Raw genomic sequence first — 25505 nt, 5'->3', positions numbered from 1 at the left:
GTTTATTTAAGATTTTGCCAAAGCGGCAATGATACCGGAGACCTCCAGGTTTATTTTTATATAGTTTTCCGAAAGCACGGCCTGCTTAGTTCCTTTAAAGTCATAAAATACTGGCATGGACGGATAAGTGGCCTCTTCGGCTGCGATAGCCTTTAAATCCAGATTGATTTTGCAGTTGACCGCAGAGGGAGAAAAATTTCCATTAAAAACATGCTCAGCGTCTTTTGCTAAGATCCCCACCATCTCTCCGGTATTCAGGGCTGCAATTTTACCTGAAGGAATCAGATTTTCCAACCGCTCAGAGAGCGAGACAGAGGTTTTCGAGCGGTCAATGGAAAGGCTCTGGGATTCCTGCTTGACTTTTCCGAAAAGCTTTTCTAACCAGTCTAATGTTTCTTTACTCCGGACTGAACCGGAGAGCACGTTACCGATTACTGCACAAATGGTGTTGGCCACTTCTTTGCCATAATGCTGATGAAACTGAGGCAGCTCCTGAAGGCCCATTAATACCGCTACCTTGTTTGATCTGGCGGTTGCGATAAGGTTTTCAATCCTGTGTACGAATATCGTCGGCAACTCATCCAGAATTATCGCGCTTGGCAAGTTCCCTTTGGAATTAATCAGCCTGGTTAACCGGTTTAATACCACTGAATAACAGGCAGAATTAATGTTCTGGGTGGATGGGTCATTAGCTAGCACCAACGTAGAAGGATTCCAAGGATCGCTGATTTTCAGTGAAAAATCATCTCCGGAAAATACCCAGAATGTCTCCAATGTGGCCAGACGGGATATGAAAATTTTCAGCGTGCCCACCTGGCCTTCAAGCTGATCGAAGGCTTTGGCCTGATAGGCACTTTTGAATGGGGAAAGCAGTGAAGAAAGCTCAATATTACTCATCAAACAATCAAAGATTTCCTGATAAGAATGATTTAAAAAAGCAAGCACATGTGGAAGCGTTGAATATCTGCCAGCCTGGTAGCGGGCAAAAAAATAAATACACGCCGAGAGAAAATTCACGGCGCTCTGTGTAAAAAACTGATCGCTGCCACCGGATTTATCACCCTTTTTTAAGGCCTCAACCAATGCTTCCGCTGTCTCAGAAGCATCAGCCAGTGAGCAGATGTATTCACTTTTGAATACGTTTATGCGCCTGCTTAGCTCTACCTGATTTAAATTGATGACGTGGAAATCCATTTTATTACCTGGAGCACTTTTTTTAGCGCTCAAGTGAGCGCTGTACGCTAAACTTGCCAGGTCCGGAAACTTGAAATCATAGACGCATACACAGAACTGCTTGTAAATAAGCTGTCTTAAAAATGGCATGACCACGCCAAAAGATTTTCCAGAGCCCGGGGTGCCAATGAGCAGTGTCCCGCGAAAGATGTTTTCAATATTAATATACCCCTTTCTCACCTTTTGCCTATAATAATATAGCATTGGAATGCTAACTGAATAAAGGGATTTTGAAGGCAATGAAGGTTGCTCAAAGGATTCTGATTCTACGTTCCATTTATCACCTCCAAATTTTGAACTGATGATTTTTGAAATGTTATCCATGGCGATATGGAGCAGAATCACCCCGGATATCAGGGTTAAACCATAAAACAAGGCGGCTTGTAAAAGCATATCAAATAGGTAAATCGGCGGCGCCGAAAAAAACAGCAGACTTAAAATAAAAAACATAAGACCTAAAGCCAATGGCAGGAGAATCTGCTTATTTACTTTAACATCACGCTGCTTTTTGCTTAAAGTACCGGTGGATGCCAGGCAGATAAGCATCAGTATAAAAAGTCTACTCGCTAGTGGGCTATCGTAGATAATCATTCTACTCATCCCCTGATGCAAACTGAGCAGGATTTTCCCGATACTCAGGGAATCTATTGAAATAGAAGGCATTAATGAGAAGTAGGCAATATCAAGCGATACAAATAAATAGATGCAGAACTGCAACAAGCGGTGCAGTCCCTGAAGTTCCGTACGTTCTTCCATATGAAAAATATGAGGCGCAATAGCGTAGGATTAAAAGCCATCTGCCCGGAGCAACTCACCATAACTAAGCTCAAGAACGACCGTCCTTGAAGAAGGCTGGCGCTCTGCTAAAGTTATCCTTAGCCGCTTGGCGGGGGAAAAGCTAGCTTTTGGCAAAACGTATATATTTCTGGCCTGGTGAATAAAAGTTTGAAGATTAGAAAGGGAGAATTTAGGTTTAAGGTCAAATTGCTGAGCGTTTGTGGCCTTATTGATTTTTTTATCGACTATAGAAAATTTCAGCTCTTCTATCTCATAACCCAGTTCCGAGTCGTTGCTGAAACTAAGATCTAGAAAGATGAGATCCCCGGCGCATCGGATTTGATTCAGTTTTATACCAATGCCCCGTTGTTTTGATAGCGCCATTGGCTTTTTTTCCCTCAATGAAATAAGCGCAACGGATTTGGCATGCATTTGTGGGGTAGAGAGTGAGGGTTGTGATGGGATTAGAGGCAGCATGTGAATGGGTAGTATTTCTACCTCATCGTCAGCTTTCATTAACCCCTGCTCCACCAATACGATTCTGTATTGGGCAAAAAACTGCTCTCCGGTAATGGTTATGACCCCAATAGAACTTCCGGCAGTAATATTGGTCGCACTAAAGCTTTCCTGCAGGCGAATACGCAGGAGATTTTTTAAAGGCAAATCTCCCCTTAACTTTGACTTTGGTAAATCAACGTAACTGATGGGTTCCGGGGAACGGAAATGCAGGGTACTTTCTAAGCTCATGTAAATTACTGGAAGCTCAGTAGCATAACTGTATAATGGACTAAAGTAAAACAATAGCGAACAGAGCGCAAAGTTGAGGTATCGTTTCATAACTGGTTTTTGGTTTTGTTTGAGGATTTATCCAGCAAGTAAACCCTTGTTGGATAATTGATTCTGGCTTTATTTGATCGGACAAGCTTATTTACAGCGCCTCGAGTGGACTGGAACAGCTTCCCTAAAAGGCTCACCAGTTGCCCGTTTTGAGGTGTAGAAGATTCAACCGTGAGGCCGGATAGTGAGGAAGCGCCTAATTCCCTGCTAAATTCCCGGTACAGGGAAGCTGGAACATAAAGCCCCTTTAAACCGTCTAAATCATATAGCTCTAAATTCACCGGCAGTATTTCTCCCTTTAGGGCTATCGAAAAAATGCTGAGTGATATCCGCTGGGTTGAAAAGCCGCTGATAAGCGCATAAAGTATAGTTCCTTTTGAAAGCTCATATTGTCCGACTTTAATTTCGCTGAGTAACCTGATGGGTACCCTTGAACCAATGTAACCTGTTATGGGCTCATCGATAATGGCCTGAATAAAACCCTGTTCCGAATTTTCAGCCATTATGGTTGAATCATCAGCTAGCAGGTGACTCATCTGGCTAACCTTAAGTGGATGAGGATTATATTTAGTGTCTGTCAACAGGTTCTCGCTTTGTTTGGAAAGCATGCCCCGCGGCATTGCCGCTGCCTTGTTCATGCTATCCACTATGGCCATCTGCGCGCGGAATATGGCCATGGGATCGGTTTGCCTGACGCTTTGGGATTTTTCTGGACCAGTATATTGAGAGAGTAACGCTTTTAATGCCCTGTCTTCCTCGCTATAACGTGTTGGAGCGGGATTAGCGGATAAGGAATTTTGATTGGCCTTACTGCTATTACCCATGATGCTGTTTTTTGAAGCCCTGTTTATCGCCTGATTAATTGAATCGAGCATCTGCTTTTCTTTAGCATTGTAAGCAGATGAGAGTTCTTCTGCTGTAGGATTGCTGAGCTCTAGTGCTGACATGGCGGTATAGCCGTCTGATTTTTTATAACGCTGCTTAAAAGCTTCTAATTTGTCTTCAATGGCCCGGCCACTCACCTGAGGGGAGGCTGGGGAGATTTCGCTGCTCAGCTCCCCCGGCTGCTCATTGCGGGCAGGAGCTTTTGCCAGGCTGATGCTATAAACATAAAAAAGAAGATAAATAAATGGCAGGCATATTACCGGCAGCACATATCTGGGGTTTTTAAGGTCAATGTTTTTCATCATTTTTTAAAGATTTATTAAGCTGTTGAATCCTGAAAAAAATATGTTCCATCCTCAGGCTGTCGCTTTTGGTGGGCTGCTTTTTATCTAGGAAAGTCTTTAGCTCAGCTTGAAGGGAGAGGATTTCCACTAAAGCGGCGCTATTGCTTATTGCCCCTTTTGGTAAACCTGAGCTGAAGTTTTGATAGAGATTTTCAGCGCTGGATTTCGGATAGCGGTTCACGGTGAAACATAATATAGCAGAAGCTAGCAGCGCTGCGCCCATAATGCTTAGGCTAAGGGTCCGGGAGTGGATAAAAAATTGAAGGATGCTGGTCTTCAGTTTAAGGCATAATTCTCCCAGCCTATGTTTGGGCATAGAATGATTTTGGATTTTCATGATTAGGATTTTAGAATTGATTTTTTTCTACACTGGAGCGCTCGGTATTATCAAGAGTTTTCCAGGAAGTTATCAGCACGGCGTGCGGGTTAGATTCTGAACGGGCCGGCAAGTCTCTTAACCGGCCTTCGGTAACGAGATTGCGGATGGTGACCATACTTTTGCGGTCAATCCGCTGGGTAGCATAGTATTTAAAGTAGCCCTTTTTTTCATCCAGGTGGATAGAATCCATCTGAATGGTCAGTACCGCTGAAGAAGAAAGTACGGAACTAAAAAAGTTCCTTTCCTTTAGGTTATTATACTGGGCCACTCCGCTTTCATCTATCAGATACATCGCCTGGCGCATTTGGGACTCGATAAAATGCTCATCCGGGATCAAGGAAAAAAACAGGGAATGAAAACGGGATATATGTGCCCGGTATTCAGCTGCCCTGTTAAGTTCTATATCGGTCCTTATCGCTCTTAACGGATTTACTCCATCCTGCAAAACGTAAATGGATTTTCTGGAATCTGATACCTGTCTGTATGCAAAAAAGCTCGCCGTAACAGATATCAAAAGCGCAAGTACGAAACTCGAAAGGGCAAGGAAAGTGGCAAGGCGAATCTTTGCTTCTATATTTTTAATTATCATATCACACTCCCCCAACCGCGGCCGTAGCCATACTGGTCATTTTAGTGGCCCCGCTACCCATTGCGCTTGCTGCCGAAGATACTCCCGAAGTACTCACAATCCAGGTAGAAATACTTGGAACGGTGAACATCGTAAGTGCGCCGATAACAAAAACAATAATGACCATTCCGAAAGAAAGTACGCCGTTGGCAGCAAACCAGCTTAATTTTTGAACGCTCTCCCCGTCGGTGCTAAGCAGCTGGGCATAACGTGAAATTTCTGCCTGCAAGGCAAAATGCTGGAAAAGGGATGCAACATACATCACCAGGTAGCCAATACCAGAATAAAGACTGACCGAGATGAATCTGGCAATCCATTCAGTGAATGAACGCTGAAACCAGGGCAGAATACTTGCTGCGACAGAAAAAGGCCCAAGGATGATGAGTATGGTTGAAAATATGATCTGAACGATAAATATCACATATACGCTGATTCGAAGCAGCCATATCGCCAGGGTTTCCATGATAGAGCTGGCCAGTAACTGCAGGCCAACCTGGAGCCGGTTGCGCATTTCTACAACCGGATTCCAGACCTCAGAGAAGCCTTCCTTAACCGAGCTTTTGACCGATTCCCATGCATTTTCATACCAGGTGTCTGCTTCGGTTTTTGCAACTTCAGTGCTGGCCTGCAGCTTGAAGAGCTCATCGGCAACATCGACCATTAATTTTGCACGCTGCATTCTCAAATTATTTATCTCCGCCGTTCTGGGTCTAATTCCTGATTGAGGTACAATCTATATTCATCCCTGGTACCATCTGCAGTATTTAATTTATCATTATGATAAACCAAAGTGGAATAAACTTTAGAATTCGTAAACGGAGGAATTATATTTCCTGAAAACTTTATTCCTGAAAAAGGGAGATAAAAAAGAAGCAAAAAACTCGTTTGATAAATTTGGCAAATATGTGCTGAATGGAACATCTCTATTTGGAAATTTAACCAAGATTGCCGACTCGCTCAATGAAGGTGGAGCGCATCAAAATTTATCGGGAAATTATTTCAATATGCTAGTTTATAATCATTTCATTAAACCAACTCCTGCTAAATGACCTTCCCTCTACCTCAGCGCCCCAGTCTCCCCATAGACCAATTGGCTGCAGGTTTCAACAACACCTCAGCAACCCACAACTATTACTGGTTGCTATCCATTTTATCGGAACTGGAAGAAGGAAACATTTTAATAGCAAAGCATCATCGTTACATCACTCTGAGAATATCGATTTAAGGCATTTAATATTTTTAAAGGCAAAACGCTGGATTTTAAAAAAAAATAAATGCTTTATTGATGACCATAGGTAAGTCTATTAATTTTCTGAAATAGGATGAGCGGACGGTATTGCTGTTCCTCAAGCATGTTGGGCATTGAGCGTGCTTTTCTGATCTCCGGGCAAACAGCCGGACTATGGAATCTTGTATTTCTGAAAGGTATATTTCGATCCTCCAGTCAGCGTAAAAGAATGCTGCCAGATTTCGGTTAAGTGAATGAGGTACAATCAAAGCTAAAGTATCTGATTTTTAGTGCTTTAAGTCACGAAAAAGAGAGTTGCAAAGCAAGTTTATTGAGCGATAAGTATACTGATTAATAAGTACTTATCAATAAATATTGGGTTTTTACGATTGCATCAAAATTGGCGAAGAACCACTCTTAATTGCCAATTCTTGTGCGGTGTTATTGCCCGATTACATAAGTAGATGGGATTTTAAAATAAGTATTCAATAGGTTTTGCTATCTTTATTAATCTAAATCTTACATCTCATCTTGCATGAACTTAACAGAGCAGTTTTTAAATGAAGAGAATTTTTTCAACGCATTCAAAAAAGTAAAAAATTATCTAAACAAATTAGATGAATGGTATAATCCAATTGAATTAGCAGAATATGAAGCAACTCTATCTTTGCGGATACCATTCTTAATTAAACAAATTCAAGACAAAACATACCTTCCTAAAGCGGTACAACCATTTCCTTTCCCAAAGAAAGACAAGCAAAATGGTGATCATCAAATTAGGCCCTATTTTAATATTCATTTAGATGATCAACTGATTTGGACAGCAATAACGAATGTAATAAGTGATAAAGTTGAAGGAGAGATGCCAAAATGGAGTTATGGAAATCGTCTATATCGTCCGATTTGGTTCGAAGAAAATCCTGTGACAGGAAAAAAAATCTTGGTGAGAGGAAGCTTTAAAAATACTTCGCAAAACTTATATCGGACTTGGAATCAAAGTTGGCCATTGTACAAGAGACATATTTCTTTGACCATTAAGGTTATGTCAAAAAACAAAAATTTTGTTAAGGAAGATCTAGATGATGAAGCAGAAATTAGAATTTATGAACAATCAGAACAAAATCAATTTAAAGATATTCAATACATCGATAAAAATTATTGGAATGAAGGTAAGCTAGATACTCTCTATTGGGCTGGACTCGATTTTAAAACATTTTTTCCAACTATCGAGAAAAATAACATAATCAAGAATATTAAATCATGTCTAATAAGATATGATGGAAGTGATCGAGATGATGTTGATTTAATCCTCTTCACAATTAATCTTATGTTAAAATTTCCTTTAGACACTACTGGGTGGTCTAAGGGAAGACTTTCTACAAAAAATGGGTACAATTTGCAAAACTTAGACATTTATCCTGGACTCCCTACTGGTTTAATTGCTGCTGGTTTTTTAGCTAACGTTTCATTGTTAGAAATAGATCGAGCTATAATCAAATGGATGGATGGTAGAAGAGATGTTGCAATATTTAAATATGTTGACGATCATGTCGTTCTAGCTCAATCTAGGCCTGCACTCTTGGATTTTCTAAATTTCTATAATGAGCAATTAGAAAAAATATGTCCAAACACAGAATTTCAGCCCAGCAAGGTTGAACCTAAAGAAAGCCTCCAATATCAAAAATCTAAAGGTTTTAGTCTCAAAAGGATGAAACACGCAGTGGAATTGGATGTTGATTTTCCAAACCCATTGATGACTAATACATTAAAAAAAGTGTCAAACATCAATAACTTAGATTTTGATCTTTTAGAAAAAGAGGAACTTACCAATATTGAGACTGACCTAAAACACTTACTATTAACTGACTTTCCCGCAACTGAAATTAGGAAAGATACTAAGATGTCGTTTGCCGCTAGTAAAATTTGTTTACTCGCAAGAGAGCTTAAGCCAGATTTCGATCGACTAGATCCATTTTCACCCCTAAATTCTGATTGGATCAATAACAAATATAAGGAATTAATAAAAGACGAAATTTCGAAGGGCAATGATGAAATTTCCGATGAAACTAGAGCAATTAAGAAACAGGAAGCCGCTGAAGAATACATTGCTATAAATTTACCAAAGGCGATAGAGAAAGTCACAAAACGGCATGAATCTTTATTCTTACATCTTCTAAAAGCGATTAAAGATAATGCTGATAAAATCAAATTATGGAAGCGCGGTATCGAATTTTGCTTCTTAACCGGATTCGATGGTTTAAAAGAAATTTTTGATCTAATTCCACAATGTAGTCTAGACCCTCAAAGTGCCGATTATTTGAAAAGTTATTGTTTGTTAAACATCCAAGTATTATTAGAACGTGCTTTTGTCGAGCTTCATGATGAAACAGCTTTGTTTTGGAAAAGCTACTGTTCATGGAAATTTATCCATCATGTAATAGACTTTGACGAGCCTATAATTCGAAAGCCTAAAAAACGATACCCATTTGTCAATCAGACTTGGAGTAATTTTCAGGAAATTAGGATTTTTATTGCCAGCCAGTGTGCTAATCCTCCAACGAGACTTAACAAGTTTGAATTCTTGTTAAATAAGCGTATTGAATTGTCTGAACAAGAAAAGTTCAGGAGTATACTAGGAGTAAAAAACAAGAACGAAAGATTTAGTGTAGAGATTATTTGGTATATCTTATACAAAATCAACTGGTTTGATAAAGAAGAGTTTTTTATTAGGCAGGTTGAGAAAATAGACTTATCATTCCCTTTGTCCTGGAGTATAATTTCTATATATCCTGATCATATTTCACCGACGTTGTTTTACAGAATACAGAATGAAATAGCAAAAACGCCCAAAGATAATTTACTGCGATTTTCCGAAATGCAAAATTTTGTCAAGGAAAATGGATTTACATATGATTTATTTAAAAAAATTCAAACAGAAGATTCTGAAATATTTAACACATACATAGATTTATATCCAAAACTTAAATATCACTTACTAGCAGAAAACAAAGAATATTTGCCTCTAAATAAATGGCTTGAACTTTCATTGGAACGATCAGCTGGGGCCAAATGGATTGATCCAAAATTGTCGGAGTGGAGTCTTATTGAGATAGTAAAACAAATTATTTTTATTATTGAATCCAATATAAATTCAAAGGCTAGAAGTCCGTTTACCTATCCTGACTATGGATATTACTTGGTTCACCCAGCAAATTATCTCATACCCCTAAAATGGCTTGAAGCAGGGAAGGTTGGATGGGATGAATGGAAACAAATTGTGTCTGAAAATCGACTCAAGCTTGTAGAAACCCAAAATTTGATCGATGATTTCAGATACTTTCCTGTATCGAATGTCTGGAATAATACACGTGCAATCTTATTTATGGGTAATGGCGAGCTTCCACTAGTCATCGGTTATTCGATGCTACTCTTAAAGTTGCTGTCAAAGTCATTCATTTGGCCACCAACCGCTAATAAAATTGAGTTTATTGATCAATTATACACACAAGCCTACCAAATACTTGAACAAGAACCTCTCTCATCTGATATGCGTAATTTATTAGGTGCAATTTTTTCCAAAAAGTCCATCGACATTTTTTATTCTTATGAAAATATAGTTCTCGATAAGGAAAAAAGCATAAAAGGGCTGAAAGACTTTCAATTCTACCTAGAAAAAATACAAACTAGACTACTCAACTTTCAACTGACATTAAAGGGTAGAGAACCACGGCAGCTTATCTATATTAATATTGATGATTTAAATCAATCTAACAATAATTTTTTTGAAAGGTTATGAAGAATTTAGTAAATGTTGGCATTATTCAGCCAGTTATAAATCCAGATAATGCGTGGGGTCTAACCTCAGAATACGATTTAAATATTAATTTATTATCAGCTGAACGAGTTTGGGACGAAATACTCATAGGCTTGATCGAAATGTTAAAGGTTGATGGCAGGCCTGACATTATCCTAATTCCTGAATTGCATATACCCGTGTCTAAGATTGCGCAAATTAAAAAATTTAGTAAAAAATATAACGTAATCATTATTGGGGGAGTTGATTTTCAGGTTAACCCTACAAATAAAAAGAAAATCCGCAATAGAGGGATAATTTGTATTCCTGATGCTGCAGGATTTCTATCGAGTGCATTGAGAATTTCCGCAATGCAATTTGGCAAAACATATTTTACATATATGGAGCGTAACATGTTTAGCAAAGGTATTGTTGGTCTTGGTGCATGTGAAGCAGATCCTGAGCAAAATATGTATATATTTGAATCTGAGCAACTAGGAAACTTTGGAGTAATGATTTGCTCGGATATCTTTGATTTGGAGAGAATAATGTTGTATCAAGGTAGAATTCACCATCTTTTTATAATATCACTTAACAAAGACTTGAACACTTACTTTGCAATGGCTGAATCTTTAACAAGAATGCTTTATTGTAACGTTGTAATTTGTAATACAGGACATTATGGTGGGTCTATGGCAGTTTCACCTTACAGAAATGTAAATCAAAGAGTTATTTACAAATATATAGGCCAGCAAATGTTCAATACACACGTTATCAATATTCCACTCACTAAGCTAGAGGAAGCTCAGAATTTCGACTTCATAAATGAAAAAAATAGTCATATTCCGTTCAAATCATCTCCCCCTGGATATAAAAAGCAAATTAACACTCGAAAAATCATAGAGGTAGTTAGGAAAACTTCTGAAATATAATTGCCTTTATACTAGAGATTTTTTTTTCAGATATTTTTTTTGAGATGCATTCATTTAGATTCCCTTTGAATTCAAATTATGCGACTTTTTCTTCCTGGGCATGATTACAATTTTTCTTTCTACATACAAGCGAAGTTTGAGATAAACAAAACTATAGAATTCCCTCTCAATTTCCATATGAATTCAGTGCTCGTTTTAACAAATAGAAATTAGCTTACGAATTAAACAGTTTACTTTCAATAACGACATAAATCTATTTCGATAGACTTTTTTGGACTTGCCTAATTGCGGTGCCTTTTGTTGACCAGTTTCTTTCTTATGGATTCTATCCTTTCGATTTCAAGTTGTGTCAGACCTAGTGAAGTGTTCAGGATACTAAAGTTGTATCGTTCTAAAAGTTCATCGATCGATTTCTTGTTCTTAAAATCTTGTTTATACTGCCCAAAATCTTCTGGAATCACATACGGCACGGGAAGAACCCTAAACTCGTTTGGCGTAAGTTCAAGTACCCCACCACCATAATAGCGTCCTTCGAGCTCAGCGAATGCAAGGGTAAGGGAATTATAGAACGAAAAAATAAAGCCGTTAAGCTCAAAGCCATTTCTCATTTCGATCATGTATGCACTATCTGTAACTAATACCTGTGCATCGTTGCTGAGCAGTTTGGGATATTCGTGGGCTCTCTTGAAAAAAAAGGCCGATGGTGCATCTGCGATATTTGGGATCTGGTACCAAGGCTGCCTCATGGCGCACTTATAGCGAGTGGGCAATTCAAGTTTGACTCCCATGTCTATATAATCAGATAGTTCACCCGCGATATCTTCCCGTTCTAAATTTGAAAAATCAAGCAGGTAGCTTGGCTTCTTCGCCGCAACCAGCGCAGCAAAATCTTGCTCTGTAAAGTCGACAGATCCATTGACGAAAAACCCTTTTTGGAGAATTGGCCTGGCAAATTCTTTTAGGTTATATTGCCCAATAGTATCGCTATTGACGATAAAAAAGCTGTTTGCAGCGGTCACAACTCCTGGCTTATTGTGCACATAATGTGAAATAGGTTCCAACCTTATCTTGAGCTGTTCGATAAAATCATAATCTTCTGGCGAAATGAAGTGGTGGGTCCACTTTTTATGCTTTTCGGCGAGGGCGGTATTCTGATAGAACTCAAAGCGCTGCTCCAAAAGCTCATCCAAGGATTGGATGTTGGTATAAAAAGTGCCAGCTTCATCATGTGTCTTATATCCGATCAAAAGAACCGTATCCTGGCCCTTGCATTCCTGGAATTGTAGTTCGTCGAAGGTAAATATTTCGATCCTTTCAAATTCCTGCTTAAGTAGCTCCCTGATTTCTTCAGTAAATTTTACCTGCAAAAGTTCGAGCGGCAATATTAGTGCTAGGATACCATTTTCATCGAGTTTTCCCAACCCACTGACAAGGAACGAAGTCCAGATATTATTAATTGATTTATTGGAAAGCCCCTTTTCCGCGTGTATCAGACTGGCCAATTCCTTTTGCTTATCGTCCAACAGATTCTTTTTGACGTAGGGCGGGTTGCCAATGTACAGTGAAAAAAGCTGTTGCTCAACAAAATGGTAATCAAGGTAGTCCATATTAAACCCACCTGCCTCTATTTTTGGATCTAAAGGGAGAGCCATGGCCTTGTCCAACTCCTCTGCATTCCTTTCCACTGCCGTAATCAGTACCGAACCAAAACGCTCTAAGTTTTTGCTGCTGGAGATTGCGGACAGAAACGAACCATCGCCAACGCTGGGTTCGAGCACGGTAATCCGCTCACCCGCACTGAGTTGCAAAAGGCAATAATTGGCAACCGCCTCGGCAAGGCGCAGAGGGGTGTAATAAGAACCTGATTTTTTTTTGTCCACGTCTAAATGCTATTGTAATAGTTCATCAGCTCGCTGTCTTGTAGAAAGTATTCCCAACTAATCTTCTCAGCCTTTGCTTTGATGTCCTTATATTCCTGCGAATTTACGTCTCTTTTGGCAAGTTCTGTTGCAAAGGTTTCCAACATTTTCCTTCTTTGGTTCAATTCCCATAACAATTTGATGGACGAACTTCGTTCATCAAACTTGAATGCTTTGGTAACCAGCCATTTCCCCAGATTTGATTTCCACATTATCGCACCATCGGCAGTCCGGAAAAGATGATTGTCAAAATCGGCATCGCAGGGATCAACAAAGCCTGTCTCATTTATGACACGGACATCTTCATCTTTCGACGGCCATTTGGAGAGCTTTTTATTATTGCAAAACTTACACGAATAAACTAAGTTATCGTATTGGCATAGGCCAATTTTTCCCTTGACTATTAATAGGCTTTTTGGCACGAAATGGTCGACTTCGAAATAGGTATGGCGGTAACCATCATAGGATCCGCAATATGCACAATGATCATTAAAATCTATCTTAAGATCAGGTTTATGCGCGGACCAGTTTTCTCCGGTGGGGCTTTGTGTTGGTGCCAGCCTGCGGACAGGCAGCTGATCTCTGACTGTCATTTGGCCTTGTCAATAAGTGACTGTAAAAATTCCTCAGCTTCTTTTCTATTCTTTTCCAGGTTATCTAGGTTCTCGATTGAGACCAATTGTTTTGGCACCTCGATCACTTTGGTACTGTCAAGATTGTTGAGCTCATCCTGGAGCGAAAGAACCTCGCTTTTTTCAGCAGCGTTAAGTCCAGCTTCATGACCCTTGGCTAGCAGTTCCACAAGCCTGTGTTTTTTAGAGTCTACAAGGTTCCTATATTGGTCGATACTCCTTGTAAGCATATTGATGAATCGTTCGGTCTTTTCCTTGTCGTCATCGGTGAAGAGAACATCGGCCTTGTCAAAAATGATCTTCCAGTCTTCCACATGGTTTTCCGCCTGCTGGGTGTCACTGGTAAAGATAATGTGCGGAAACTGTGGTCTGGTCGTATAAATAAGATGTTCGATCTGGTCGCCGTCGAAACCAACTATATTAGATTCCGCCAATTTGTAATCGATCATTAGAAGGTCAATGTCCGATGAATATACTTGGTCCATGAGTGCCTCAGGCGTCATTCCCTTAGTAAATTCATAACCGACAACTTCTATTCCGTACGGTCGGAGATTTCTAACGAACTGTTTTACGGTTTGGCCATTTTCATCAATGTAACCAATCCTGTAGCTTTTTTCCATAGCGTTAATTTTTTCTTATTGGAAATGATAGTTTGATTGCGAATCCATGTGGAGGACTGAGTATTGAGATTTCACCGTTATTGTCATCAACAACATTTTTCACCAGGTACATGCCAAGTCCGGTGCCGATATCGTTACCCTTTCTGTCTTTTTTTGATGTTGTAAAGGGAAGAAAGATTTCTTCCTTCTCCTGGAATATTTCGGAGAGGCCTTTGCCATTGTCTGAATAAGTGATTTCTATATCATCATTTATGATTTCCAAGCCAATCGATATCTTGCGTTCCTGTACTTTCTTCAGCGCATCAAAAGAATCGAAGGAATTATTGATCAGATTGGTAAAGATCGTATCCATGTCCATTTCAAATGCCCTGAAAGAATAATTCAGACCTTTTGTATTGTCCTCCAAAACCAAAGAAATATCACGGGACTTGAATATTTTTGCCCAAGTGGTACACAATGTGCCCACATAAGCTGAAAAATTGAGTTTTCCTCGCTTTCGCTTGTCTTTTTTGATTGCGGTAAGCGAATAGTCCACCCAATGCCTAATCTTTTCATAGTTTTCATCCAATTGCTGGATGATATCATTACCATCGCTATAGGCCTCTATCAGCTTTTTCTCTTTTGGCGTAAGCTTTTCGTAGATCTTTTTTAGGGACTTAACTTCGTTGCCGCTGTTGCGCACTTCTTTTAGCTCATGGGAGAAGGATGACATGATCAACCCAAGACTGGCCAGCCCCCTTACCTGGACGATTTCTTCGTTGTCGCGCTCGGCCTGCTCATCCTCGATAACTTTGAAAGTATCGATGAAAGCTTCTTGATAGGCCCTTTTCTCTTCCACCAATTTTGCCTCTGCGAAGAGGTCTAGCTTTTTTATTTCCTTTCCGTAGATCTTTTCTTCGGTATTTTGCCTCTCCAGTACAATTCTGTCAGCGAGCACTAACGCCCGTCGCATGATTTCCTCCTCCTTCTGAATCTTTTTCTGGGTGTCAAAATATTTGTAATAAACGTTGAGGACCTTTGACCGGTCAACCTCAAACTCGTGGATTACTTGGATAATGATCAAACGAAAAGTATCATAGGCATCGTTTTCCTGAAGAGATCCTCTATCTGATTTATCTACAAGCATCGGGTTCGCATTCCTTGAGATGGTAATTATTCCAGCTGTCTGTTCCGGACGAACTCTCCAATCGCCAATCCGCTGTCCGGCACCGGCAGGACTTTGAGCAACCCTGGCGCCCAGCTTCAGCCAATCGTTGTCAGGATCACCATAAGGCCTTACCCTGAAAGAATCGCGGTATATCTTTACGCCACCGAATTTATCAAGTACACTTTTCCTTTCCTTTGCATTCAGGCTCTTGAAAGGATAGTCCTCTTTTCTAGATACAGCGAACTTAAGATAGTAGAAGGTAAGGTTGAACGAGCCCACTTCTTTGAGCAGTTTTTTGTTCTTGTCATCTAGGTCCCATTTCAGAAGTTTGTCGATAGGCTTGGAATATTGGAAAGACTTTTCTTCAAGTGTCTGTAGATTATATGGCGCTTTCGCATTACGGTAGATCGAAGAAAATTTTCTCCTGACAATTTCCAGGTCTAACTCGTTCCTGGTGATTTCGAATTCCACCATTAGTTTCTTAGAATCGTATTTTGCGGTAAGCTTATAGTCAAAATCATTGAAAAATGCAGTATCGACCGTTCCATATGCATTACCTTCCTGAAGATGGTGTAACACAACCTCAAACGGAATCTCTAGTTCTTTTGGTGGAATCAGTGCCTCTAGGCTTTTGAAAACATCACCGATCTCTTCATCGAACCATTGATCCTTCAGATTTGATATCTTTAGGATGGTCCCCGTGCTAGCTTCAGTATCGAAGATGCCGGAAAGGAAACCGAGATCCTGACCAATTTCCTTGGTCAATATTTTTTTAAAATCAACCTTGCAATCGTCCAGATCAGCCTTGATCTCCGAAATGGACTTGTCTGACTCGTCGAACTGGTTCCAGTCCATCTTCCACTTGAAGCCATCATTATCTTTAGCCGCTTTGGGAAGCGTCCACATTTCTGCAAGGTAGCCAAGTCTGTCTAGCGCAAACCTACCGATGCCCTTTGCTCCAGTCTTCACCCTTTCCTTCGTGGTCACAGAATTACTCTCCTTGTTACCTGTTCCAATCTTCATCCAAAAATCCTTGATGATCGTATCGTCCATTCCCTCGCCATTATCAATGATAAAAATGTTGGCCAGGTGAGTCAGTAGCACCTTGTTTTCATTCCCCTCGTCATCGGCTTCGAGCTTGAAGGGAACATTGAAGATTACCACACAGTTCTGCGCGTCAGCATCATAAGAGTTTTTAACCAGTTCGATTATTGCCCCCTCTGGATTGGAAAAGTTTTCCCTTCCCAAAAGCTTACCCGCCCTAGCAGAAACAATAAAAGGTATTTTGGCCATTGGTCCTAATTAGTTAATTTATAGATACGCTCAGCCATGCCCAGAAAGGGTAGAAGGTTTGAGCGTTAAACAAATACATGTAAATGTATGATTTTTTGGTTTAGATTTCCAAGCCGTTGATCGTTTTGCTCGCCAAAGCCCCTTAGGATAGTGCCTGCCTGTAAAGACTAGTTCGGAGTTCCTCTACTGTCTGTCGTAGAATTACTTGTCATTTTTGAGTGTTAACACTAGAATTAGTTTACATGAGGTCTGGCATGCGAAAGGTGGTTTGTAATTAGTAAATGCTGAATATAACGTTATTTAAATAGCTAACAATAAACTTAGTCCAGCGTATTTTGTCGCACGGTAATATTGGGAACGCCACCTTGAAGGTTCGCGATGACCCAGCCCGTCCAGTCGACATCTAAATAACTATGGGGCGATGCGACAATACTTTGGAACATACTGGACTTAGACCGCAATAGTTCTAGCACCTTGCTCATGTTGTCTTTATCGAAATGGAAGAGGTCATTCCAATCCACCAGTAAAAGGACAGTTTGAAATGCCGCTAAGTGATTAGCCAATGAAACCAGGATATCTACGATTGTCAGAAATTTTTCGCTAGATGATAAATCCCGGAATGGCATATAAAAATCTTTTGAAGACTCGGTTCGAACATAAAGTAAATCTATTTGATAGGGTTTTCGGCGCCTTTCTACAATTTGGATGCCTTTCGCATATAGACCATCCTTGAGGTCAAGGTTTTGCAGGTGTGTTTTTAAGAAGGATCGCGATAGTCTTAAACATTTGGTGATGTCTCCCAAATCATCCTTTGAGTAAGTTAATTCATTTCTAAGGAATAATACATTGATATGGTAAGGAAGGAAAGCTTCCTTGCTGTCCTTCATTTGGTAGACAAACTCGCCAGTATGGTTCATAGATATTTCCGCCCTCGGTAAGATAGGGTTATCAAATTCTAACATACACTCCGCTCGGAAATTGCGACGGTGAAGCCTAGGTTCCAATTGACGGGTTAGCGTGGCGTAAATGACATCCATTATTAGTGATTTTCCAGTATTATTATCCCCGACAATAAAGTTCACTTTACCAAGCATGATCTTCAACGATGCGCTAAAAAGTGAACTGTTCGTGATGGAAAACGCGTTAATCCAATTCATTGGATAATGATGTTCGCCGATTTCCGCAGAAATATGGAACTCATGCCGATCTTTATAGCGGATCAACATATCGGAAGTATGGATATTATTGCTCCAACGGCGATCAACTAGTCCGTGATGATGTTTGCAAAGAAAGATGCCGTTTTGTGGTCCTGCCAGTTGTTGGGGATTAAGTCCACCATTGGTTCGGGGGCCAATAGGCGATGCTGCAAATATATGTCCGCAATCGCCTAAATTGGTCACTTTGTTGCTTTCTGTGCCCGGCCCAATCAGCAGTTTATCACATTTTGGATAACTGCACCTGAAACCTGCCCGGGCTGCGATGATAAATTTCGTATCCGGATGAAAGTCCGGATTACCGTTAGCTTGATTTCTGGACATCTGCTATAATTTCAGGAAGACCGAATGACCTTAGCAATAAATTGATCAGCACGGTGTTCCGCTTTTCGATATATTCACCTTTCCATTCGGAATAATCTAACAGACGGTTGACCATCGCTAGGTTAGATGCTTTACCATCTTCCCTGAAATAAGTATTGATTTTTTTCGCGAAATCGTAATTTTTGGCCTGGGAGTTTTTACGGACTGTGATCAATGATAAATTTCCCAAAGAATTAGTGAATTTTAATTTTTCATCGGTCGTAAACCTGGAGTTCCAGTAATGATCTATCGGCGTTTGCGGCAAGATATGCTCTATATTCAGGCCCCCATAGTGGATCGTAATGGAATGGTCGTTCATTTCTTCCTCGATGCGTGCCAAAATTGGTTTGACTAAACGCTTGCCATATAGATCAGGTGAACGTAACGAAGCGATGATGTAAGTTCGGTCTGCCGAACTCAGCATAAGTTCACTTCCACCAATATACAGATCAGTGCAATTTTCGATTCTGGTATTAATCTTGGCATAGCGTTCTAAGCGTTCGTTCAGTGATGTTTTCATGGCTTCCATGCCCAAAGTCGTGCGTTCGAGTTGTAACAGAAAATCTTTAACTTTATCGGGTGCATTCACATGACGTGCCATGAAAAAGATAGCGCTGGGTATCCAGTCAGTATGTCCGACTCGTTTGAGTTTCCGAAACTGCCCGTTGATAATCTCTGCATGTTCTATGGCTTTATAATCTACTTGAAGAATGTGATGGTAGGCATTTGTAAAAGGGATGAGCACGTTATCGACAAAGCTTTTTGGGTTTTCTGTAGGCTTGACGTACTCGCGGATCTCGGTAATAACCGACTTTTCTGCTTTTTTCTTTGCGTAGATGGCACGGAGGTAACCGAAAAAGTTTTTAAAGTGGTTACTACCCAGTTTAGTTTCGCAGTCTTCCCATTTTTCGGTATAAGTGCTTTGGTCTTCTTCTTCAATCTTTTCGAGTACTTCAGATTTTAGGATATCGGCGATGGTCAGGTCTTTTCCCCGGTCATTCAAGACGTTAAATATCCTGAAGGCCATATCTTCATCGGTGGACGCAACCATCACGATCACACATTTTTGTATGATATAAGTGACCATCAGTTCCAGTTGATCCTGCGTATAGTTTTTCCTTTTGAATTCGTCCAGTAATGCCTTGGCATTCATCATCATTTGGCTTTGGGCATCATTCTTAATACCGATCTGGTCGGGTTTAGCGAAATAGTTAGCTAAACCGTTTTCTTCTTGGATTAAGGCGTTAAAGAACTCCTGGTCGCGAGTTCGAGTTCTCAAACGATAGGTCGCGGATGTCCCTTTTAGCTTGTTGCCTTTCTGGAATATGAACTCTGAGATCGTCTCTTTATGTCCTCTATCAGCGATTGCGAACCGTAAACAGGACAATAAGATGGTCAAAGTTGTTAAACGTTGCTGCCCATCTACGATTTGGGCATTTCGGATATGCTCGCGCTTGATGATCACCGCGCTTCCTAAAAAATAAGGTGGCAACTCATCAAACGGTTCGTCTTTAAAGGCAAACGTGTGCAAGTCGTCCAATAATTGGGTACAGTGTTCTTCCTCCCAAGAATACGGGCGCTGGTAATTCGGGATCGTAAATAAATAATTGTCAGAAAATATATCCTTTACCGCAAGTTTATCTGCCGAGATCGAGGATACTAATTGGGTGTCCTGTGTAGTGGGTATGGTGGTCATCGTTTATAAATATAATTAGTTTACGCCTTTGCCGCAGCAATGTTTAAATTTCAATCCGGAATGACAGGGACAGGGATCATTCCGTCCGATCCTGCGGTTCCAAATTTCAAGCTGTTGCTTGTGCGCAATTTGCATTTTCTGACTGGCCGCAATGTCATCCAGTTTTTTAGTTAATTGTCCATCCAAAAATAAATTGGGGTGCCAATCTTTCATTAGGTAGCTTACCAAAAAGTTATCTAATGCGGAAACCGCCACGCCAACCGGGGTATGTAAGATACCGACCACGGTTGGGATTATCCATCTGATCAGCGATTGCCAGGCAATCGAGCTAAGGCTTTTGCGACTTTTCAATAACTGCTGATAGATTCGTTGCTGGTCGTAATCTTCGCTTTCCAGCCATTGTCTGAATTTACGCCCGTCATAATTATCCCTCAGTTTCAGAATATCGATCATGGTTAAGCGTCCTTGCTGATATAGTCCTGATAAATCCGGCAATTGCTTTTTATGCAAGATGTCTTCAAAGAGTTCGATAGGGTCCGTCCGTCGGCCGCCTAAATAAGGCCCGAGTTTTGCAGCTATGATGTGCTGCGTTCTTTTTTCGGTCGACAAAGTCGTTATCTTGAACTCATGCTGATAGATCAGGCTCTTGTTAGCCTGGTTCAGGCGCATCAGCGGAACGATGTCATCCTCCTTGACGATAATGTTGTCGTAAGATTGGCCGAATTCAAGAAATTTGGTTAAAATGCCATTACGAAGATCAGAACTATCCTCCAAACTTACTTGTTGTTGTAAAAGCGCGCCGTCTGCTTCCAACTTTTTGCCATCCGCTTGGTAGATTAGGGATTTTAACAAGTTTCGTTGGGTAAAACCGATATGTTCCTTTTGCAGTCGGCTCAATATGGCATCGAATTGAAGCGCGGTCGCAGAACTGAAATTCATCAATAAGTTATCGTCTCCATTCGGCATAAAGCCGGCAAATGTACCGCCATCATCTATTACAACGAGTGTGTCTGCTTTTAATAGGAAAAGCGTGGCGGCTATCCCCAGTAAGCTGATCAGTTCTTCGAGCTGGGCAATTCGAATATAAATTTGATCGTGAGTGAGTAAACCATTTAAAAATCGCGATAACAAATGTGAACGTTCTTTGTAGCTAAACGGTATATGACCACTACCCGAAGCGGAACCATAATACCAAACTCCGCCCTGCTCATACCAGCGGTATAAAAAATCATCAAATAGTAGTGTGGTCATAATTTAGCTTTAATGGATAAGGTTTACATATTCAAAATTATCCGTTTTTGAGAATATGTTCGCAAATAATTTTTTTTATCTTTATGATTTCCAGTCACGACCAATCCGGATTGGATTTTAATAAAACAAAAATATATGTAATAAATGATCCCACGGGTTAAAGATAGTTTAAACTATCATAAATGCTTACCTAAGCCCGAACCAAGGACCAAAGGATTGAGTGTTCCAGTCTAACCATCGATTATAAGTCAAAAATGCGTTTTTTGAGTTACAGAAAATTTACAAGATTATAAAATATAGAGCGTACATTCGTCAGAATTTTAAGTTAACGGCATTGAACATACCCAGTTTAGGTCAACAGAGGATAACAGAACGTCATTTTTTAGTCCCAATATTTTTACTGATATATTTCAATTCTGGTTTACGTTGATAGTCTGGTGCTTATCTAAATTTAAAAGAGTTCGAAATGAGCTCAGACGGTGCAGAGTAAGGGTCAAAGGTTCTTAAATTTTTTAGTCCCTATGGTTTCTCTAAAATAAGGTTAAATTCTTTCGAAGGTTGTATGTTTTTTCTAAAAAAAATATATATTTAAGCAATTGCAACTAAAACATACAGACAAAAAAGTGAGTAATTTGGTGAGTCGCTCTTTAAAAACCTTCTAGATAGCCTTTAAACGCTGAAAACTGAACGAAGTTCACATCCAAGCGGGACGGAACTAGTCCTCTCTGTAAACTTATTTAAATGACAGTGCTCTATATCGACGTGCGTTGGAATAATTAATAAGTTAGGCCAGTAAACATCAACGCCGAGCTTTTAGATCTGTTCCATAATCAACAACGCATCTGATTTGACCCATCATTCGCCCTCCCATTTGAATTCAGGCAGTTAAAAAATTTACAGCGAATCTATTTTCATTGAGATGGAGACAATCTACTCCAGTTTATTCAGCTGACAATATTTTCATTTTTAGCCGATACTCAACCCTAAAAAGCGCGATGACAAACAAATTAAAGGCATTACAAAAGAACTAAACTAAGGATTCAGTATTCCGTCGAGTTGCATGTACCTTTTGCAGTTCTTTTCAGGTATAGATTTACTTTCATTATCAATAATCATAACTTTTGGAATACTGCTTTGAAGGCCAAACCATCTGGGAAGACCGTTTCCATTTGGATTACCACTTTTTATAAAGTTTACCAGGTAGGACTGGAAGACTTTTGAAGTTTCAAAATCTTCACTCTCCCATTTATAATTCTTATTTAGGTTGAGATTTCCAAGGGCGTACTCAATATCCGAAGCATGTACCGCGCCCATGACGTCTGCATTGTGTGATCCATGTCCGATGAAAGCTGGACGTTTTCTAGAAAACAGATATCGATAAACTGGAAACCCGTTTGTTTTACTATGCACATCAATCCATTTCCATGTAGAATAGGAAATAAAGCGATCGCTGGCAAGGTCAGTTGCCAACTGTGGGACCTGTTCGTCTGCAGTTGCCGGATACAGTGCCAATATTTCTTTGCTCTTGGAAGTAAAGAGCTTTTCAACTCCGGCCTTATAATTTTCAACCGTAGGTTTCTGATTGGAAAGAATAGTATTCATGCTTCGCTCTGCCGAGTTCCATCCAGCCAGGAGTGGCACATCCATCTGACGACCGTAGCTATAGGTAATAAGTGGTTGTTCTATGAAAAAGTAACCGTCTATTGTTAGGGGAAACCAGTAATCTTTTGAGCGCTTTAAAAGCTCTTTAGCGGGGATTTTTCGCAACTCATCAATGCTACTTGCTCCGCAAGCTTTAGCGAATTCTGCGCCTATCTTCTCCGCATGTGCTAAGCTCACAGGCGGCTCAAACCCTAACACTGACCCGCTCTGCCCGATAGCCCCGTGAAACAGTCCTTTTGAAAGTGGTGAACACATTTGGGCAGAAACCGACATAGAACCAGCGGATTCTCCAGCAATGGTGATTTGATCTGGATTTCCTCCAAAAGCTGAAATATTGCGCTTCACCCAGCGTAGCGCTTCATTCTGATCCTGCAATCCGTAATTACCAGAGCTTCCCCGTTTGCTTTCTTTGGACAGGCTGGCATGCGCTAAGAATCCAAAGACACTTAACCTATAATTTATAGTAATAAAAATAATTCCTTTGCTCGCCATGCTTTCTCCATCATACCTCGGCTCTGATCCATCCCCGCTGGAAAACCCTCCTCCATGAAAGTACACCACTACGGGCAAGGACTTACCATCTTCTACCCGAGGTTTCCAGAGATTAAGATACAGGCAATCTTCACTTTCTTCGGCGCTTCGAAAAACCATGTCATCATAACTATTGCGCTGAGGAGACCTGGAACCAAAAGCCACCGCGTTTTTTATTCCATTCCAGTTCTTTTTAGGAACTGGTGAACGCCATCTGAGCTCACCAAGGGGGGCTTCAGCGTAAGGAATACCCTTGAAAGCTACCACAGAGCTGGACAAGATAGCGCCCTTAATTTTCCCTTCTTTAAGGGTGACCAAAGTTTCATCACCTTTTGCAATTTTGCTCTGAGCGAAAGCATGGCTCAATGAAAATAAAATAAGCAGCAGCATAGTATATTTTTTTATTGTAATCATAATCACCAGATATGGGTCGTTGAAGAGCTTTTATTTATAGTGTAAGAAAAAGATTGACCTCCCTCAATGACTTTGATCGTTTGTGGTTCAGCCGAATTGTTAGAGACGATAAGCACCCGTTTTCCCTCCGGGGTTAAAAAGGCTACATTGCTAACCTTTGTGGTAAGAGTGCTCTCAATTCTTGATGATCCAAAAGGAATAAATTTGGATGCATGCGCAATGACATAATAGGCCAGGTTCCGCTGAACTTTATCTCCATCTATGGTTACCGCTCCCTGACATATTGAGCAGCCGCCATTATCTGTATGCGGGTTATATTTAGCATCCGCAGCAAGGTTCCAGAGAATCACATTTTTACTCCAGTTCCGTAGGGCACCGATGAGTATCCTTCCCACAGGATAAGCGGTATTGAAACCTCCATCCTTGCTTACAGCCATCATTTCCGTAAAATATATGTTTTTATTGGGAAACGCATCATGTACTTTGCCCATCGCTGAAGTCTGACCGGCATATAAATGAAACCCTGAACCATCAATGTAGCTTGCTGCTTCTCTGTCTGCCAAGATTGAAATCGGATATTCCGGGGCATCACAATTGTGGTCGTACAGAACAATTTTAGTTTTTATATTTCCCCGCTTAAAGGCGGGTCCGAGATGATCGCGAATAAAACGAAGCGCTTCTTTGGCCAAAAACTGCATACTGGGGGTATTGCCATCATTGAAAGGTTCATTCTGAATGGTCACTGCGTCAATAGCAATTCCATGGCTTTTCATCGCCTGGATGTATTTCACAAAGTAATTTGCATAAGTGCTATAATACTTATCCATTAATCTTCCACCCTGAACATTTTGGTTTGACTTCATCCATACCGGGGCGGACCATGGAGAACCCATTATTTTTATTTTTGGGGATATCGCTAAAATTTCCTTTAAAACAGGCACCACATCTTTTTCATCCTGCGCCAAGGAAAAATGCTTTAGCTCCGCATCAGTTTCCCCTGCTTTTAGGTCATCGTAAGAAAAGACATATTCATTCAGATCAGATGCCCCGATGCTTACCCGAAGATAACTAATCCCCACCTGGTCTGGTCCATTTCCAAACAGTTCACTTAAGAGCTTTTTCCTTTGCGGAGCGGACATGCGAATGAGGTGTTGCGCGCTGCCACCTGTCAGCGCAAAACCAAACCCGTCAACAGATTGATATTTTTTTTCGGCGTTGATGTTAATGATTTCTGCTTGCCCCCCTCCTCGCTCAAAATTGTTCATTTTTGATAACAGCATCGTTTTATCATTGCTGGTCTCCCAACCCTCCGCCTTGAGTTGTGCCTGAAGCAAAAAAGGAAAAGTATTGATTAAAATAAGAAAGAGCGCGAAATTGAACGCATTAATAGACTGAGAGTATCTGGGCATAAAGGTATACTTGGTTTACACAAATTTAAGCCCCAGGTTATCCTTTTTTTAATAGGATTTTAACAATTTATAATGTTTTGAATTGATGGCCTCCAATTTGACCAACAAATCTCAATCCCCTATACTAATCATCAAAACGGTTATTCCTTTTGCAGGCTTTCCAGTTCCGGGATTTCCAGGATAAGCCTTGACAATTAGTTCTCTCTTAAGGCTGCTTAGATTGTTTCAGCTTGGATTACTTTTTAATAAACACTCACCCTCAAGGGCCTAACTAAACTTTTCTCCAGCAATTGTGAATTTAGCAATTAGCCTGATGCA

At 40.3% G+C, this 25505-nt stretch carries 17 protein-coding genes; 2 read left to right on the top strand and 15 right to left on the bottom strand.

What is annotated here, in order from left to right:
- Positions 1 to 6 precede the first annotated feature (6 nt).
- From LUA86_RS11030 to LUA86_RS11005, 6 genes are read right to left on the bottom strand one after another with little or no spacing between them, the layout of a single operon-like run.
- Positions 7 to 1989: a type IV secretory system conjugative DNA transfer family protein gene (locus tag LUA86_RS11030; protein WP_231461760.1), complete on the bottom strand. Its 1983-nt coding sequence runs from the start codon at positions 1987 to 1989 to the stop codon at positions 7 to 9.
- 30 nt (positions 1990 to 2019) lie between these two features.
- Positions 2020 to 2847 (bottom strand): DUF4138 domain-containing protein, encoded by an 828-nt coding sequence (locus LUA86_RS11025; protein ID WP_231461752.1) that lies wholly within the window; start codon positions 2845 to 2847, stop codon positions 2020 to 2022.
- Entirely contained in the window at positions 2844 to 4037 is a 1194-nt protein-coding gene (gene traM, locus LUA86_RS11020; protein WP_231461744.1) for a conjugative transposon protein TraM, read from the bottom strand. Before traM ends, LUA86_RS11025 begins: the two co-directional genes overlap by 4 nt.
- Positions 4021 to 4413, bottom strand: a complete 393-nt coding sequence (locus tag LUA86_RS11015; protein ID WP_231461742.1) for a hypothetical protein — start codon at positions 4411 to 4413, stop codon at positions 4021 to 4023. Before LUA86_RS11015 ends, traM begins: the two co-directional genes overlap by 17 nt.
- Positions 4414 to 4423: 10 nt before the next feature.
- Positions 4424 to 5044 carry a conjugative transposon protein TraK gene (gene traK, locus LUA86_RS11010; RefSeq protein WP_231461740.1) on the bottom strand — a complete coding sequence of 207 codons (621 nt, stop codon included), beginning with the start codon at positions 5042 to 5044 and terminating at the stop codon, positions 4424 to 4426.
- A gap of 1 nt (position 5045) precedes the next feature.
- A complete protein-coding gene (locus LUA86_RS11005) occupies positions 5046 to 5762 on the bottom strand; it encodes a hypothetical protein (protein ID WP_231461733.1) in 717 nt (238 codons plus the stop codon).
- Positions 5763 to 6846: 1084 nt separating this feature from the next.
- On the opposite strand from LUA86_RS11005, the gene LUA86_RS11000 reads away from it, so the two are divergent.
- Together LUA86_RS11000 and LUA86_RS10995 are read left to right on the top strand one after the other, a co-directional pair.
- Positions 6847 to 10107 carry a hypothetical protein gene (locus LUA86_RS11000; protein WP_231461731.1) on the top strand — a complete coding sequence of 1087 codons (3261 nt, stop codon included), beginning with the start codon at positions 6847 to 6849 and terminating at the stop codon, positions 10105 to 10107.
- Positions 10104 to 11036 carry a hypothetical protein gene (locus LUA86_RS10995; RefSeq protein ID WP_231461729.1) on the top strand — a complete coding sequence of 311 codons (933 nt, stop codon included), beginning with the start codon at positions 10104 to 10106 and terminating at the stop codon, positions 11034 to 11036. The genes LUA86_RS11000 and LUA86_RS10995 overlap by 4 nt, the downstream gene beginning before the upstream one ends.
- A 281-nt stretch (positions 11037 to 11317) precedes the next feature.
- Here the strand turns inward: LUA86_RS10995 and LUA86_RS10990 are convergent, their stop codons facing one another.
- From LUA86_RS10990 to LUA86_RS10950, 9 genes are all read right to left on the bottom strand, one after another.
- Positions 11318 to 12916 carry an N-6 DNA methylase gene (locus LUA86_RS10990; protein WP_231461727.1) on the bottom strand — a complete coding sequence of 533 codons (1599 nt, stop codon included), beginning with the start codon at positions 12914 to 12916 and terminating at the stop codon, positions 11318 to 11320.
- A gap of 2 nt (positions 12917 to 12918) precedes the next feature.
- Complete coding sequence (locus LUA86_RS10985; protein ID WP_231461706.1) at positions 12919 to 13548, bottom strand: HNH endonuclease; 630 nt, start codon at positions 13546 to 13548, stop codon at positions 12919 to 12921.
- On the bottom strand, positions 13545 to 14207 hold the full coding sequence (locus LUA86_RS10980; protein ID WP_231461704.1) for a hypothetical protein: 663 nt from the start codon (positions 14205 to 14207) through the stop codon (positions 13545 to 13547). Before LUA86_RS10980 ends, LUA86_RS10985 begins: the two co-directional genes overlap by 4 nt.
- Positions 14208 to 14211: 4 nt before the next feature.
- A complete protein-coding gene (locus LUA86_RS10975; RefSeq protein WP_231461695.1) occupies positions 14212 to 16647 on the bottom strand; it encodes a sensor histidine kinase in 2436 nt (811 codons plus the stop codon).
- A gap of 320 nt (positions 16648 to 16967) precedes the next feature.
- A complete protein-coding gene (locus LUA86_RS10970) occupies positions 16968 to 18185 on the bottom strand; it encodes a hypothetical protein (RefSeq protein WP_231461687.1) in 1218 nt (405 codons plus the stop codon).
- Positions 18166 to 19920: a DUF262 domain-containing protein gene (locus LUA86_RS10965; protein WP_231461685.1), complete on the bottom strand. Its 1755-nt coding sequence runs from the start codon at positions 19918 to 19920 to the stop codon at positions 18166 to 18168. Before LUA86_RS10965 ends, LUA86_RS10970 begins: the two co-directional genes overlap by 20 nt.
- Before the next feature lie 15 nt (positions 19921 to 19935).
- Positions 19936 to 21171, bottom strand: coding sequence for a YecA family protein (locus tag LUA86_RS10960; RefSeq protein ID WP_231461683.1), 1236 nt, complete (start codon positions 21169 to 21171; stop codon positions 19936 to 19938).
- Positions 21172 to 22203: 1032 nt separating this feature from the next.
- Complete coding sequence (locus LUA86_RS10955; RefSeq protein WP_231461681.1) at positions 22204 to 23778, bottom strand: carboxylesterase/lipase family protein; 1575 nt, start codon at positions 23776 to 23778, stop codon at positions 22204 to 22206.
- A gap of 2 nt (positions 23779 to 23780) precedes the next feature.
- Positions 23781 to 25187 carry a glycoside hydrolase family 30 beta sandwich domain-containing protein gene (locus LUA86_RS10950; RefSeq protein WP_231461679.1) on the bottom strand — a complete coding sequence of 469 codons (1407 nt, stop codon included), beginning with the start codon at positions 25185 to 25187 and terminating at the stop codon, positions 23781 to 23783.
- Positions 25188 to 25505: the final 318 nt, after the last annotated feature.

This window comes from Pedobacter sp. Leaf132, from assembly GCF_920984695.1.
In the GTDB taxonomy this organism is placed as follows: domain Bacteria; phylum Bacteroidota; class Bacteroidia; order Sphingobacteriales; family Sphingobacteriaceae; genus Pedobacter.
This window is presented reverse-complemented; position numbering and strand designations above follow the sequence as displayed.

Bases quoted from the DNA above. Each gene is read 5' to 3' on its own strand.
- LUA86_RS11030 (WP_231461760.1), bottom strand. From the start codon at position 1,989: ATGGAAGAACGTACGGAACTTCAGGGACTGCACCGCTTGTTGCAGTTC.
- LUA86_RS11025 (WP_231461752.1), bottom strand. From the start codon at position 2,847: ATGAAACGATACCTCAACTTTGCGCTCTGTTCGCTATTGTTTTACTTT.
- traM (WP_231461744.1), bottom strand. From the start codon at position 4,037: ATGATGAAAAACATTGACCTTAAAAACCCCAGATATGTGCTGCCGGTA.
- LUA86_RS11015 (WP_231461742.1), bottom strand. From the start codon at position 4,413: ATGAAAATCCAAAATCATTCTATGCCCAAACATAGGCTGGGAGAATTA.
- traK (WP_231461740.1), bottom strand. From the start codon at position 5,044: ATGATAATTAAAAATATAGAAGCAAAGATTCGCCTTGCCACTTTCCTT.
- LUA86_RS11005 (WP_231461733.1), bottom strand. From the start codon at position 5,762: ATGCAGCGTGCAAAATTAATGGTCGATGTTGCCGATGAGCTCTTCAAG.
- LUA86_RS11000 (WP_231461731.1), top strand. From the start codon at position 6,847: ATGAACTTAACAGAGCAGTTTTTAAATGAAGAGAATTTTTTCAACGCA.
- LUA86_RS10995 (WP_231461729.1), top strand. From the start codon at position 10,104: ATGAAGAATTTAGTAAATGTTGGCATTATTCAGCCAGTTATAAATCCA.
- LUA86_RS10985 (WP_231461706.1), bottom strand. From the start codon at position 13,548: ATGACAGTCAGAGATCAGCTGCCTGTCCGCAGGCTGGCACCAACACAA.
- LUA86_RS10980 (WP_231461704.1), bottom strand. From the start codon at position 14,207: ATGGAAAAAAGCTACAGGATTGGTTACATTGATGAAAATGGCCAAACC.
- LUA86_RS10975 (WP_231461695.1), bottom strand. From the start codon at position 16,647: ATGGCCAAAATACCTTTTATTGTTTCTGCTAGGGCGGGTAAGCTTTTG.
- LUA86_RS10970 (WP_231461687.1), bottom strand. From the start codon at position 18,185: ATGTCCAGAAATCAAGCTAACGGTAATCCGGACTTTCATCCGGATACG.
- LUA86_RS10965 (WP_231461685.1), bottom strand. From the start codon at position 19,920: ATGACCACCATACCCACTACACAGGACACCCAATTAGTATCCTCGATC.
- LUA86_RS10960 (WP_231461683.1), bottom strand. From the start codon at position 21,171: ATGACCACACTACTATTTGATGATTTTTTATACCGCTGGTATGAGCAG.
- LUA86_RS10955 (WP_231461681.1), bottom strand. From the start codon at position 23,778: ATGATTACAATAAAAAAATATACTATGCTGCTGCTTATTTTATTTTCA.
- LUA86_RS10950 (WP_231461679.1), bottom strand. From the start codon at position 25,187: ATGCCCAGATACTCTCAGTCTATTAATGCGTTCAATTTCGCGCTCTTT.